The organism is Lysinibacillus sp. NPDC048646, from assembly GCF_050272295.1.
In the GTDB taxonomy this organism is placed as follows: domain Bacteria; phylum Bacillota; class Bacilli; order Bacillales_A; family Planococcaceae; genus Lysinibacillus.
This window is the reverse complement of sequence record NZ_JBNNLZ010000016.1, coordinates 88,214-101,923: the sequence shown is the minus strand read 5'-3', so window position 1 is coordinate 101,923 and position 13,710 is coordinate 88,214. Positions and strand designations below refer to the sequence as shown.

The window sequence follows — 13,710 nt, the reverse complement described above, 5'->3', positions numbered from 1 at the left end:
ATTGGTTCAATAACATTCGAATTCATGGAACATTAGGCTATTTAACACCCGTGGAATTTAAAAAACAGACCTTATAATTTTTGTCCAGTTTAGTGTTGACATACCAAGAAAACCAAAAGTCCACTTCTATGAAGTGGACTTTTTTCATCGCTTTATATATTTGTATTCCTTTTCTTTTCATTTAAAAAATCCTTATAGACTAAAACAGCCACTACAAGAAAACTTAGACTAACAAATCGGAAGATCATCTCTAAACTAATCCATTCAGCTAAAATCCCTAAGACAAATGCGCTTACCCCAACACCAACGTCAAAACTGGAAAGAAAGGTTGCGTTGGCTGCGCCACTTTTTTCTTCACTTACCTTTTGAACCGTCCATGTTTGTAAACATGGCATGACAGTCCCATAACCTGCACCAAATAAAATCGCTGCAATAATAAGATAAAGATTATTTGTCGTATAAGAAAGGATAACAAGTGATAAAAAACCTAGCACTGCTGACGCAATGATGATAGACCAAGGTCCTTTTTTATCATACCATTTACCTGTAAACGGACGTAATAAAGTTGCGACAGTCGCATTGATAAGGAAGAATAGAAAAACTTGATCTAATCCCTTTTGTTTTCCAAAAAGCACTAAAAAAGTAATAATCGCTCCAAAACCAAGTGTTGTAATAACCGTCAGTAATGCTGGGAACCATGCGTCTTTTTCAAATATTGCTTCAAAAAATCGAAATGGTTGCTTGTCATGTTTAACAGGTTTAGATGAATATATAAATTGAAGCGCTATTACGGCCAATAGGCTGAGTACTACTGATAACCAAATTAAAATATCGAAGGAAAAAGCGTCATAGATAAGGATACCTATACTCGGTGCAATGATAGCCCCGACCGTTGTTGAAATAGAAAAATACCCTATACCTTCTCCTAACCGATTTTTAGGAATTAAGTCAACTACAATTGTACTGCTGGCTGTGGTTGATACTCCCCATGCTGCGCCATGGAAAAGTCGTAACAATAGCAATAGCGAAATAATATTAAGTAAAGGATACAGCATTGTAATAATCATTAAAGCTACACTTGCTATAATGGCAAGACTTTTCCGTTGATTATCAATTAAATAATACCCTACAAACGGTCTGATTAGAACAGCTCCTAATGTAAATAACGATGTCATTAAACCTACTTGCGTGGAAGATGCATGCATGCTTAACAAATAAGCTGGTAAAATAGGGAGCAACATTTCAAACCCTATAAAAATTAAAAAGTTACTTATAAATAAAAATAGAAATGATTGATTAAAGATTTTTTGTTTTTTCATAGTATTATTCCTCGCTTCTAATTATTTTTCTATATTAGAAGCGTTTGGAACACTGAAACCTTTCTATATCGCCTAAGTTTTTTAAGCAATTGACTCACCCTTTCTAAAACTCCTTTATTGGAGGCACATCAATTTTTCCAACTTGGTTGTTCGGTATTTGGTAGTTCCTTACCTGACCTTTGTCCACTGGTTCATGAATCTCATCTAAGAGGTCGTATAGGTATATCCATCTCTTATAACGCAAAAAGACGCCATATACAACCGGCGTCTAGTCATTGCTTAGCACTTAATGAAAATGCACAAATAATGTAAGTGTTTACTACAGATTCTATAATAAAGAGACAAAAAGCTTCCGGTAGCTGGTTTCTATATGAAGTTTGCTTAAAAAAGGACAGACTGGTCCCTTTGAAAGTAAATCTGCTAGTTGTAAATATGACTTTACTTCTGTTGCAATTCTTCTGAAAACAGTTTCCATGACTTTTTGCCTCCTTTCTTAATATTAGTAAATAGTTTTGTTTATTCTAATATATGTAGATAAAAAAAGCAAATTCTCATGAGAGTACGATAATGTGATTCGCTATTACATACTTAGCTTTTGAATTTTCTGCAATCCTAGTTTTAGATAAATTAATTTTAAATCCGAAACTATGAATCACAGTACGTACAACTATTTCCTTTGGATTAAATACTGCAGCACATTTGGGACAATTTAATGCTTTAACCATCGCTTCATCGCACCTATTATGTATTTTTTATCACTATACTTTGAATTACTAAATATACCAATTAAGTTCTATGATATGAAAGAAAAAAGCCCAGACTCAAAATTAATTGAGTACCTAGACTTTGTGTTTTATATCAATGATAAAATTCTTTTAAATGCTACATCTGCAGCATTAATCGTGCTATCAATATCATTTATTGAATGGGCAGTCGATATAAATATACTTTCATATTGAGAAGGAGGTAAAAGTATACCTTGTTTAAGCATTTCTACATAGAAACGACGAAACATCTCAGCGTCTATTTTTCGAGCATCATCAAAATTTTGTAAGGGATTGTCTATGAATGAGAATCCAATCATAGTTCCAGCTTTAGTTGTTTTAAGGGGAATATTATATTTATTAGCTACTGTTGATAATCCTTGAATAAGTCTGTCTGATAGCTCTTCTATATACTTGTAACTGTCATGATCTAATTTATTTATTGTGGTATAACCCGCTACCATAGCTAATGGATTACCCGATAGAGTTCCAGCTTGATAAATATTACCTTCAGGAGCAATTAGATCCATAATCTCTTTTCTTCCTCCATATGCGCCAACAGGCATCCCTCCACCAATTATCTTTCCTAAACAAGTTAAGTCTGGTTTAATGTTATAAAGCCCTTGAGCAGAGTAGTAATCTATACGAAAACCAGTCATTACCTCATCAAGAATAAATAGCCCACCATATTTTTTAGTCAAAAAACGTATAGCTTGTAAGAATTCGAGGTCAGCAGGTATTCCTGCCATATTACCAGCAAAGGGTTCTACTATAACTGCTGCAATTTCTGACCCGAATTTATCAAATATTTTATTAAGTGCTTCAATATTGTTATATTGAACTGATAAAGTATTTTTTGTTATCTCTAAAGGTACACCAGGACTATCTGGAAGGCCTAATGTAGCAATTCCTGAACCTGCCTTTACCAATAGATCGTCACTGTGTCCATGATAGTTTCCATCAAATTTAACAATAATGTTTTTGCCAGTAAAACCTCTAGCCAGCCTAATGGCACTCATTGTTGCTTCTGTACCCGAGTTAACCATTCTAATCTTCTCTATGGAAGGAATCCGAGTTGTTATTAATTTTGCTAGTTTATTTTCTTGTAACGTAGGCAACCCAAAACTTGTCCCACTATTTATAGCTTTAAGTAGTGCACTTGAAACCTCTTTATCTGCATGTCCATGAATTAATGGTCCCCAGGAAAGAACATAATCTATATAACTATTACCATCAATATCATATATTTTCGAACCTATTCCATGGCTCATAAAAATTGGATCGATACCAACAGATTTAAATGCTCTTACTGGGCTATTTACTCCACCAGGCATAAGTTTTTTTGCTATTTCGAAGGCTTCTGTTGATTTGTTTGTATTTATTTTAAAAACCACCTTTATTATTTAGATGTTTTTGAACGATGAAGTAATTTTTTTCTAATATTTTTGAAGAATATTAAATACACATTCTTAATCTTCTTACTTGCGTGTTGAAGCTTGGCAAGCTAATTTCAATCTACTTCCTCACAATTGAGAGACTTTCTTGAACTAAATAGACTAATATATTATGCCCCCTCTTTGTTCTTTGTCAGTTTGATGAATGAATGAATGAACGCTCTAAGCATAACGAATTAAGGATTGATAAAAAACATCCAAAAACACATTTTTCAGCAGTCCATAATCAAATTCATACTTTTCTCATTTACAAACCAATTACCAGGAAATTTTATTTCTCGCTTGTATTTCCATGCTCAGGCATTGTCTTACTATCCAGTTGGGCATATACCATTTTAGAGACGACATAATTTAAGATTCGCTTCAAATACTCGCTCGTTTCCTGGTACTGCACCTTTTTCTTCAAATTCTTCAATTTCTCTTTGACTCATCTTCTTTTCGGATTGACGTCTTTTTGATTCTTGCCCTTGTTCCTTCTTGCCTAACCCCTTCTGCACTAGCTCAGTCTGTAACATACTCAACTACCCCACCCCTTCCTATAGACATCGAAAAAGAGGCACCAACATAACAGGTGCTTAACCTGTCTGTTAGTGCCTCCGGTATTTTCCGTAAAGGCTTATGAATTTTGAACAACTCTTATAAGCTTCTAATATTTATAATGTGAACAATATTATTAGTTAAAGGTATCTCTTTATCTCGAAGATGCTTTTTTTATTTGTCTATACTTTTGGGGTCAGTCCCAAACCCCAACACTTCTTTTCTAGTACATTTTCATATATTCATCACGTTCCCAGTCATGAACGCGTGTACGGTATTTATTCCATTCAATTTCTTTAGCTACCGTGAACTTCTCAAAAATATGGTCTCCAAGTGCATCACGTACGATATGATCCATTTCTAGCTCAATAAGTGCGTACTCTAGTGAGGAAGGTAGACTATCTATGCTGTTAATTTCACGATCCACCCGAGTCATCTTATAAATATTACGATCTACAGCATCTGGTGGTGTGAAACCTTTCCGTATACCATCGAGTCCAGATGCTAAAATTACGGCCATTGCTAAGTAAGGATTGGCTGCTGGATCTACAGAACGAAGCTCAATACGTGTAGAGAGGCCTCGTGTTGCCGGAATTCGAATAAGTGGTGAGCGATTTTGAGCTGACCATGCCACATAGCAAGGTGCCTCATAGCCTGGCACCAATCGTTTATAGGAATTTACTAATGGATTTGTCACTGCTGTGAAGCCATGCACATGCTTCATAATCCCTGCCATAAAGCTGCGGGCTGTTTGGCTTAATTGCAATTCTGCATTTGCATCGAAGAAAGCATTTTTATCACCCTCAAAAAGTGAGAGGTTAAAGTGCATACCTGATCCGTTGACGCCGAATAATGGTTTAGGCATGAAGGTTGCGTGTAGACCATGCTGAGCTGCCACCGTTTTCACAACAAGTTTGAAGGTTTGAATATTGTCACACGCTTCAATGGCGTTTGCATACTTAAAGTCAATTTCGTGCTGGCCAGGTGCAACCTCATGGTGGGATGCCTCAATTTCAAAGCCCATTCCCTCTAATTCTAGGACAATATCACGGCGACAATTCTCGCCTAAATCGGTCGGTGCTAAATCGAAATACCCTCCACTATCATTTAACTCAAGCGTTGGATGTCCTTTTTCGTCGAGCTTGAATAAGAAAAACTCTGGCTCCGGTCCTAGATTAAACGAGGTAAAGCCTAATTCCTCCATCTCTTTTAGCACACGCTTAAGGTTGGAGCGTGGGTCCCCCTCAAATGGCGTGCCATCCGGTCTTGCAATATCACAGATGAAGCGCGCCACCTTCCCCTTTTCAGCTGTCCACGGAAAAATTACGAAAGTAGCCAAATCCGGACGTAAATACATATCTGATTCCTCGATACGTACAAACCCTTCAATTGAGGAGCCATCAAACATGACCTTATTGTCCAATGCTTTCTCTAATTGACTAAGGGGTATTTCAACGTTCTTAATTGTTCCCAATATATCAGTAAATTGTAGGCGAATAAATTTCACATTTTCTTCTTTCACCAGGCGGACAATATCTTCTTTCGTATAATGTTTCATTCTTCACCACTCCAATTGTCATTTTTCCTTACATAAAATTTATAACTGATATTAAAATACACTAACAGTAGATGGAAACGCAATACATATGTTAAGTTTTCTTACATAGAATTTTTAGAATAATTTTATCTTATTTATAGATGTATAGCATATTGATTTACTTCAAGAAGAAATTAGATGGAATGGCGTCTAATCTATAATGTAGTTTTTGGGTGTTTTTACATATTTTTAGTCACCACCTAATAATAGGTGATATCAATCATTTTTAATTCTATCGATATAAAGATAAAACAGTATAATATACATAGTTCACTTAACAAAACTACCCTTAAAAATTTCACACTTTATACCACAATAGTCTTGTATAAAGTTAGATTTATTGGTAAATTTATAGCAAATTAGAATTTTAAATTGCTCATTCATATTTTAAGACAGCTAATGAAAAAAGCCGTATATATAAAATGCGCATACAGTTCTAAAGATATATAAGGCGGTGAGCGTAAAGAAGGATGGCAGTATTAATTATTGGTAGCGTGAGCAATGATGTGTTGCGAATGCAAAAATATTTTCATCGTATAGACATCAAAAATATTCATTGCTTTACAACAACGGAAGCGGCGATGAATTATTTATTAGATGATTTTAAAGAAGAGCTCGATTTAATTATTTATGATGCAAAATTAACACTTAAAAATTGCGAGGAGATTTGTCAACAAATTGAAGTATTACAGAGTTGGAGTGATGCACCCATTCTTCTCTCCACTTCATATGAAAAATCGATTACGATTGACAGAGTCTTTGAGGCTGGCATATTCGATTTTATATTGAAGCCATTTGATTTCACCCATTTCAAGACACGCATTCAAGTTGCCTTAAAATATCGAGGAGAAGCTAAACTTCGGAAGCAGCAGGAAAGTAGCATTCACAAGGATTTAACGATTGCTAAAAAGTTCCAAAAGAACGCCTTATCACCACCGTTAAATCTCAAACATATACAAATAGATGGGCTATATGTTACTTCTAATACATTAGGCGGTGACATGTATAGCTGGTTTAAAATTAATGAGGATTTAACCGCTGTTTTACTCTATGATGCGATGGGACACGGCATCGCTGCCTCACTTGTCACTATGTCCATTAAATCGTTACTAAAAGGAATTATTACTAGATTAATCGATCCCGTTGCCGTTATTCACGAACTTAACCATCAAATATATGAGTTGTTTTCAGATGAGGATATGGATCGTTTTTTAATGACAGCTATCTATATACTAATCGATACAAAAAGTGGCACCTTACATTATGTCAATGCGGCTCACCCATCTGGTTTTTTATACGGCAAGTACGGAGAAACGGTGTTCCTGCCAGCGAATACGCCCATCTTAGGTCTTTTTCCAACTATTCAAATCAACAAAAAGATGATTCCTTTATCTGGTTGGCATCGCATAATTCTTTATACCGATGGTTTACTTACACTAAATGAAGAACAGGTAATCGATTTTGATTTCTTTCATTCCTATGCATCTCAAGATAACGCCTATGCCCTGCAAAAATTTTCTAAAAAATACGATTTGTCAGAAAATAAATATAGCGATGATATTACAATAGTATCAGTAACGATAACATTACAAGGTAGGTGATTGGTAATGGAATTCACACTCAATGTACAACCTAATATGCAGGCCATTACCTTTGTTGATCAGGTAATGGAAAATTATATGACTGTATATAATCTTCCTTATCAAAGGGAATTACGATTCGTCGTTCACGAATTAGTCATTAATGCTGTCGAAGCGATGGAAAAATTTTATACAGACTGTAAAGAAAAAATACAAGTACAGGTTACCCAGACGGACGAAGAGATACGAGTAACGGTCACTGATGAAGCTAAAGGAATCGACGAAAATGATTGGGAAAAAGTCTTTCAATTTGATGTACATAATCACACTTCTTTTGATCGGGGACGAGGTTTATTATTCGTAAAAAATATGGTTGATCATATTTGGTTTGAAAATATAACAGAAACAAAATTTTTAGTTGGTATTTCAAAAAAAATCCATGCGTAATATATAACTAGGAGGAAGTTTAATGAAATGGACAATCCGGAAAAAGATGACCCTGCTCATCTTTACTTGTATTTTACTACTGACATCACTTTTAGTCGGTATTAATTTCTATGTAGCAAAGAATAATCTATTAGAAAGTGCAAATACAAAACTTTTATCAGATATTCAATTAAGCTATCAATATTTAGATGCAAAAATCCCTGGAGAATGGAAAATTGTTAACAACCAATTATATAAAGGCGATATCAGCATGGTAGAGAATTATGAAATTGTTGATAAAATTGGTGAGCTAACAGACGGGAACGCTGTATCCATATTCCAAAATGATACCCGCATTAGTACGAATATAGTAGAATCTGGCGAACGAGCTCTCCATACAAAAGTTTCCGATGAGGTAGCTAGCGTTGTACTCGGGCAAAAAGACCGTTTTATTGGCTCTGCAAATGTTTTAGGAAGCATGCATCAAGCAGCCTATGATCCCATTTTAGATAGTAAAGGGGAAGTCATTGGTGTGTGGGCAACAGCTGTCCCAACCGCACCCTATATAAAAATTGCTACAAATTCCGCATACTACGATATCGCCATTTCAATAGGAATTGCCATTTTGATTCTTATATGTATTAGCTGGTTTTTACAACGTCAGATTATTACACCCATCAATATACTTAGTGCAAATGCCAAAGAACTTGCCAATTTAAATTTAAATGTTCAATTATTAAGCCCAAGAGGAAAAGATGAGATTACGGATTTAGCACAAGCCTTTAGTGATATGAAAAATCGCTTAACCGAAACGATAACCATTGTAGCTGGTAGTGCCAACCAAATAGCAAACTCTTCTCATTCTTTAGCAGAATCATCACATCAAACAAGTGAAGCAGCAAGTCAAATTGCGTTAACAATGAATGAAATTGCAGTCGGGACCACGACACAATCTGACCAATCTGAGAAAATCGTAAATATGATGCAAAAAACGATTGATGAAGTAGCTCATAGTTTACAAAAGGTAGAAGAAACTTTAAATAATGCCGTAGATTCGACCCATATTGCTCGTAAAGGTGACGAAGCCATCAATGAAGCCATCAAACATTTGAGCGCTGTTACAACAACAGTTTCTTATGCTACTGATTCTATTCAAAAGCTTGGTAAGCGTTCAGAAGAAATTGGCGGAATAATCACAGTCATCACTAGCATTGCTGAGCAAACAAATTTACTTGCCCTCAACGCTGCTATTGAAGCAGCACGAGCAGGTGACCAAGGAAAAGGCTTTGCAGTGGTAGCTTCAGAGGTTCGCCAGTTAGCAGAGCAGTCTAGTTTAGCTTCAGGACAGATTACAAATTTAATTAATGATATACAAGCAGAAACTTCAGTGACTGTTCGCACAATGGAAAGTAACTTGCTTGCCGTAGAGGAACAAGTGGTAATCATCAATAAAGGAGGGAGTGCTTTAAAAGAAATTGTTGAAAAGGTGGTCGAAACCGAAGCAGATATTAAGCAAATGAAAGACGCATTCACGCATGTAAATGATAATTCTCTAGGTGTCCAACAAGCAATTCAAGATATTTCACGAATTATCGAAGACTCAGCAGCTGCTACCGAAGAAATAGCGGCAACCTCAGAAGAACAATATGCAACTGTTGCAGAAATCACACAAAGTTCAGACGAACTAGCTACGATTGCTCATAAATTACAGAATGAAGTGAATAAATTTAAGTTTTGAAAAACGAATCCTAATAACGAAAAGAAAGATGGAGGCGCTATAAATATGGCTCAGAAAAAGGTTACAATGGATATAAAAACAAAGGCTAATTATATTGTCATTTCGTTTACTGGTGATTTGGAATATGGGGTAATTGAGGATATTAAAAAAGATCTGCAAGCGCTTAAATTAGAAACAAAGCACGGATACATTATCGATATGCAAAAAGTAATGAATATTGATAGTACAGGCTTTGGCATGATTGTCAATTTTGCAAAGATGGTATCTGTAAAAGAAAAAAGAATTGCCATTATTGTCGTTGATGACTTCATTCGTAACTTATTCGCTATTTCTCAGTGCGACAAAATATTCCCAATCTCAAAAAACGAGGATGACGCAAAACAGATCATCCAGGACGGATGGTCTAGCGAATTATCGCTAAATGAGTATTAATCTTTTGTAAGTAAAAATTTAGAGACTGGGTCAAAACTTTAAATTTTAAGAAAGAGGAGCATAGGTGTTATTAAATTTTCGCTATCTAAAATGAAGAAAAATTTAGACGTTCTTCCTTTTGGAATAAATAAAGTTCAGAAGAGAGTACTAGTTGATGGTAGCGAAGGCGGCGAATCCTGGGGGATTAGCGTACCTGAGACTACAGGCTCAGGTCACGCCCCCGGAAAGCGTCCGCCGCAGCGGACATCAACGCTTACAGCAAAAAAGTGTTAGATCGACATCAGTCAATCTAACACTTTTTCTCTTTTGTCCCAGCCTCTTCTTACTTTAAAATTGCAAAAGCATATTAAGCAGTACAACAATAATGACACAAGGAACTACAATTAACATTAACCAGCGATATGTCATAAAATATCCCTGTCCCATTTTACTGCCCATCAGTAATTCTTTTTTCACAAATTCCTTATCAACCACATACGCAATAAAAATCGCAATCAATAAATTGCCTAATGGCAACATTAAATTCGACACTAAAAAGTCGGTCGCATCAAAAATTGTTTTACCAAAAAACGATACATCTGCTAAAAGACTTGAAGATAAAGCAGATGGAATCGCAGCTATAAAGACAACCACACCGAGTAACATTGTCAATGAAGTACGTGACATATGCCACTTTTCAATAAATGCAGCTACAATTATTTCATATAAACTAAAGGATGATGTAAGCGTAGCAAATAAAAACAGTAATAAAAACATCGCTAAAAATACTTCACCGAATGGCATTTGACTAAAGGCTGTTGGCAACACCATAAATAACAATCCAGGTCCCGCTGCTGGCTCTAAATCAAAAGCAAAAACAACCGGGAAAATCGCAAGTCCGGCAAAAAACGACACAAGCACAGTTAGCATAACAACTGATCCCGCCGAATTCGGTAGGCTCACATCCTTTTTCAAATATGAGCTATACGTCACAAGACATGAAAACCCAACGGCCAAACCAAAGAACGATTGCCCTAAAGCCTCTAGTAACGCCTTCCCTGTAATATGTGTGAAGTCCGGCCACAAGAAGAATTTAACACCCTCCATCGCCCCATCTAACGTTAACGCACGCACTACAAGTACTACAAACATAAAAAATAATAATGGCATCATCCACTTATTAGCTTTTTCAATCCCATTTTGCACACCAAGTGAAATAACCACTACATTTGCCAACGTAAACAACCCTAAACCAAGCAGTGTAATCCAAGGCGTCCCTATAATGTCACTAAATAGATTACTAGGATTCACCGCAGGATCTATGACCGCTCCCGTCACACCAAGGCCACTATAGATAAAAATCCAGCCCCCTACTACACTGTAAAAAGTTAATAGCAGAAAACAACCAAGCACACCCATACGGCCAATCCATGCCCAGCCTTGCTTCGTTGGCACAACTTTTTTATACGCAGTTACAGCCTCTGACTGTGTACCACGCCCTAAAATATATTCCGATAATAACATCGGTAAACCAATCAATAATGTAAATAACACAAATATCAGGAAAAATGCACCACCGCCACTTTGACCTGTGACATACGGCAGTTTCCAAATTGCGCCTAGTCCAATTGCCGCTCCTGCCGATGCTAAAATAAACCCTAATTTACTGGACCACTGTCCGTTCTTTTGACTCATCTCTTCAAACTCCTCAACATTCTAAACTCACACTCATTGTACATGAAATTAAGTATTACGACTAGACAATCTAAAGTTGACCAGCATATTATCCATTGTTTTATGCCGTTTCCCGTGTTTTCGAGCATTCTATCCGTCACTCTAGGCTTTCTATCCGTCACTTCGAGCTTTCTATCCACCACTCGGAGCTTTCTATCCGCCACTCTTAGCTTTCTATCCGTCACTCTTAGCTTTCTATCCGTCACTCTTAGCTTTCTATCCGTCACTCTTAGTTTTCTATCCGTCACTCTAGGCTTCCTATCCGTCACTCTAGGCTTCCTATCCGTCACTCTAGGCTTCCTATCCGTCACTCTAGGCTTCCTATCCGTCACTCTAGGCTTTCTATCCGCCACTCTTAGCATTCTATCCGCCACTCTAGGCTTCCTATCCGCCACTCTTAGCTTTCTATCCGTCGCGTCGCTACCCTAATTCCCATAAAAAAACCTCGAGTATCTACATACTCGAGGTTCGATCTATTTATTATTTTGTTAAATACATTTGACGTTGACGTTCAATCCATTTACGCATTGTAGTGAATAGTAATGCCATAATGGCCGTTAATAAAATACCTTTTACAAGGTTAAATGGTAAAATTCCTACTACAATCATTGTATATAAAGAATCTCCAACGACTGGCTCCATGCCTAAGAAGTAAGTGTACATTGGTAAAAATAGCGCATAGTTTAGAAGGCTCATACCTACTGCCATCACGATCGTTCCAGCAACTAAACCTCCGACAAGCCCTGCAACTGTTTTAAAACGATTAAAGATAAATGTTACTGGTAAAATAAATAAAATTCCTGTTGCAAAGTTTGCCATATGACCAACCGGTACGCCTGTTGGTGTGCCTGAGAAAATCCAATCTAGTACATTTTTAAATAATTCTACTAAAATGCCTGCTACAGGTCCCATTGTGATTGCTGCAATAAGTGCAGGCATATCACTAAAATCCACCTCTAGAAACGTTGGAAATGGCGGAATCGGGAAATTAAAAAGCATTAGTAAAAACGAAATACTACTTAGCATGCCAATCGTAATAAACGATTGAAGTTTGACATTTTTCTTCATTGTAAGCTCTCTCCTCTTTGCTGATTCGATCTCGCAAGAAGAAAGGCAACGATGCAATCAATTCCTGTTCACGAAAAAACCCCTATGCACGAATAGCATAAGGGAGAATAGGCAAGGTTAAAAAACGCCATTATTAGCCATTTTTTAGCGTCCACTGTACAAAATCCACAATGAAAAAACGCTCGTGCATAGCTAAAATTCGTAACATCAAATGACGATCGTACCTCCATCTTCTCCCATCCAGACTATAACTGTCGGCCTTGGAATCACACCAAGTCAGCCATGCAAAAAAAGATTTGCACAGGTCGCGGGCTGAAGAATCTTGTAGTAAATCAATCGAGCGAATGTAGTTTTATGCTACAATAGCGATTTACGATTCTATTACCGCCGGTCGGGATTTTCACCCTGCCCCGAAGATGAATCAATATTATTTTATCTTACAACTTAACTATAATGAATTATTAAGAAAAAGTAAATACTTCTGCTTTAAAAAATCCGATTAAGTTTGTATGTATTAAGACAGCTTATTGTCAATATGTTCACCTCTTATGTTCATCCACTAATTCCAGCATTTTTTTGTCCATATAAAAAAGGGATTCAGAATAATCACATTCCGAATCCCTTTTGAAATTTTATCAGAAATATACGTTACAAATAGCCCCTATTAACGAGAGTAGTACGCTACAAGCATCTATTTTTTACCATTTTTGAATCTTGCAGCTTCTTCAAATTCATGGCAGCAAAAGTAAACGTCGCCTGCATGGACAATTTTTTAATCCCTCGTAAGGTTATCCAACGCATACCCTTGTTTTCTTTCGCATCAACAACTACACGTTCAATCGTTTCTTTTCGACGTACATAGATTTTTTTCATGTCACTTTGAATTTATAGACGTACACTAGTTGTTTGACACGCAGGCGGCGAGTGTAGCTGACGGCATTCGCCTTTCGCTACAGCGCAAAGCTTTCTGCGAGAATAGCATGAGCTTGAAGGCCACGCAGGCGCGTAAGCTACGAGGAAACTAAAGCCATGCCTGCAAAAAGCGTCCGACCTAGCGGAAATCAACGGGTTCATGTAGATAC

Annotated in this window: 14 protein-coding genes, 1 pseudogene and 1 riboswitch; of the genes and pseudogenes, 5 read left to right on the top strand and 10 right to left on the bottom strand. The window is 36.7% G+C overall.

Annotated elements, in window-relative coordinates; genetic code table 11:
* The coding region (locus ACQKII_RS16705) for an IS3 family transposase (protein ID WP_427461115.1) at positions 1–77 on the top strand (77 nt) is incomplete at its 5' end.
* Positions 78–152: 75 nt separating this feature from the next.
* Here the strand turns inward: ACQKII_RS16705 and ACQKII_RS16700 are convergent.
* The 6 genes from ACQKII_RS16700 to glnA form a co-directional block, all read right to left on the bottom strand.
* Positions 153–1,319 carry an MFS transporter gene (locus ACQKII_RS16700; protein WP_427461099.1) on the bottom strand — a complete coding sequence of 389 codons (1,167 nt, stop codon included), beginning with the start codon at positions 1,317–1,319 and terminating at the stop codon, positions 153–155.
* A 328-nt stretch (positions 1,320–1,647) separates the two neighbouring features.
* Positions 1,648–1,794 (bottom strand): hypothetical protein, encoded by a 147-nt coding sequence (locus ACQKII_RS16695; protein WP_427461097.1) that lies wholly within the window; start codon positions 1,792–1,794, stop codon positions 1,648–1,650.
* 76 nt (positions 1,795–1,870) lie between these two features.
* Entirely contained in the window at positions 1,871–2,044 is a 174-nt protein-coding gene (locus ACQKII_RS16690) for a hypothetical protein (protein ID WP_427461096.1), read from the bottom strand.
* Between the two features lie 128 nt (positions 2,045–2,172).
* Positions 2,173–3,465: a glutamate-1-semialdehyde 2,1-aminomutase gene (gene hemL / locus ACQKII_RS16685; RefSeq protein ID WP_427461113.1), complete on the bottom strand. Its 1,293-nt coding sequence runs from the start codon at positions 3,463–3,465 to the stop codon at positions 2,173–2,175.
* A 407-nt stretch (positions 3,466–3,872) separates the two neighbouring features.
* Positions 3,873–4,058: a hypothetical protein gene (locus ACQKII_RS16680; protein WP_427461094.1), complete on the bottom strand. Its 186-nt coding sequence runs from the start codon at positions 4,056–4,058 to the stop codon at positions 3,873–3,875.
* Positions 4,059–4,297: 239 nt separating this feature from the next.
* Positions 4,298–5,632 (bottom strand): type I glutamate--ammonia ligase, encoded by a 1,335-nt coding sequence (gene glnA, locus ACQKII_RS16675; protein ID WP_427461092.1) that lies wholly within the window; start codon positions 5,630–5,632, stop codon positions 4,298–4,300.
* Between the two features lie 509 nt (positions 5,633–6,141).
* On the opposite strand from glnA, the gene ACQKII_RS16670 reads away from it, so the two are divergent.
* The 4 genes from ACQKII_RS16670 to ACQKII_RS16655 are packed head-to-tail and all read left to right on the top strand — an operon-like array spanning position 6,142 to position 9,847.
* Positions 6,142–7,272, top strand: coding sequence for a SpoIIE family protein phosphatase (locus ACQKII_RS16670; RefSeq protein WP_427461090.1), 1,131 nt, complete (start codon positions 6,142–6,144; stop codon positions 7,270–7,272).
* 6 nt (positions 7,273–7,278) lie between these two features.
* Entirely contained in the window at positions 7,279–7,698 is a 420-nt protein-coding gene (locus tag ACQKII_RS16665) for an ATP-binding protein (RefSeq protein WP_427461088.1), read from the top strand.
* 22 nt (positions 7,699–7,720) lie between these two features.
* Complete coding sequence (locus ACQKII_RS16660) at positions 7,721–9,415, top strand: methyl-accepting chemotaxis protein (RefSeq protein WP_427461086.1); 1,695 nt, start codon at positions 7,721–7,723, stop codon at positions 9,413–9,415.
* 45 nt (positions 9,416–9,460) lie between these two features.
* Complete coding sequence (locus ACQKII_RS16655; protein WP_427461084.1) at positions 9,461–9,847, top strand: STAS domain-containing protein; 387 nt, start codon at positions 9,461–9,463, stop codon at positions 9,845–9,847.
* Between the two features lie 327 nt (positions 9,848–10,174).
* Here ACQKII_RS16655 and ACQKII_RS16650 read toward each other — a convergent pair whose 3' ends face one another.
* From ACQKII_RS16650 to ACQKII_RS16635, 4 genes and pseudogenes are all read right to left on the bottom strand, one after another.
* Positions 10,175–11,521, bottom strand: a complete 1,347-nt coding sequence (locus ACQKII_RS16650) for a sodium-dependent transporter (protein WP_427461082.1) — start codon at positions 11,519–11,521, stop codon at positions 10,175–10,177.
* The gene (locus tag ACQKII_RS16645) at positions 11,518–11,934 is read right to left on the bottom strand and encodes a hypothetical protein (protein ID WP_427461080.1); all 417 of its coding nucleotides are present in this window, start codon (positions 11,932–11,934) and stop codon (positions 11,518–11,520) included. Before ACQKII_RS16645 ends, ACQKII_RS16650 begins: the two co-directional genes overlap by 4 nt.
* A 106-nt stretch (positions 11,935–12,040) precedes the next feature.
* A complete protein-coding gene (locus tag ACQKII_RS16640) occupies positions 12,041–12,628 on the bottom strand; it encodes an ECF transporter S component (protein WP_427461078.1) in 588 nt (195 codons plus the stop codon).
* A 224-nt stretch (positions 12,629–12,852) separates the two neighbouring features.
* A riboswitch (FMN riboswitch) is annotated at positions 12,853–13,050 on the bottom strand.
* A gap of 259 nt (positions 13,051–13,309) precedes the next feature.
* Positions 13,310–13,498, bottom strand: a pseudogene (locus tag ACQKII_RS16635) (transposase); the annotation flags it as partial.
* Positions 13,499–13,710: the final 212 nt, after the last annotated feature.

Excerpts from the sequence above, each read along its gene's own strand:
- ACQKII_RS16655 (WP_427461084.1), top strand. The coding sequence starts at position 9,461 with ATGGCTCAGAAAAAGGTTACAATGGATATAAAAACAAAGGCTAATTAT.
- ACQKII_RS16665 (WP_427461088.1), top strand. The coding sequence starts at position 7,279 with ATGGAATTCACACTCAATGTACAACCTAATATGCAGGCCATTACCTTT.
- glnA (WP_427461092.1), bottom strand. The coding sequence starts at position 5,632 with ATGAAACATTATACGAAAGAAGATATTGTCCGCCTGGTGAAAGAAGAA.
- ACQKII_RS16650 (WP_427461082.1), bottom strand. The coding sequence starts at position 11,521 with ATGAGTCAAAAGAACGGACAGTGGTCCAGTAAATTAGGGTTTATTTTA.
- ACQKII_RS16695 (WP_427461097.1), bottom strand. The coding sequence starts at position 1,794 with ATGGAAACTGTTTTCAGAAGAATTGCAACAGAAGTAAAGTCATATTTA.
- ACQKII_RS16700 (WP_427461099.1), bottom strand. The coding sequence starts at position 1,319 with ATGAAAAAACAAAAAATCTTTAATCAATCATTTCTATTTTTATTTATA.
- ACQKII_RS16670 (WP_427461090.1), top strand. The coding sequence starts at position 6,142 with ATGGCAGTATTAATTATTGGTAGCGTGAGCAATGATGTGTTGCGAATG.
- ACQKII_RS16660 (WP_427461086.1), top strand. The coding sequence starts at position 7,721 with ATGAAATGGACAATCCGGAAAAAGATGACCCTGCTCATCTTTACTTGT.
- ACQKII_RS16690 (WP_427461096.1), bottom strand. The coding sequence starts at position 2,044 with ATGGTTAAAGCATTAAATTGTCCCAAATGTGCTGCAGTATTTAATCCA.
- ACQKII_RS16640 (WP_427461078.1), bottom strand. The coding sequence starts at position 12,628 with ATGAAGAAAAATGTCAAACTTCAATCGTTTATTACGATTGGCATGCTA.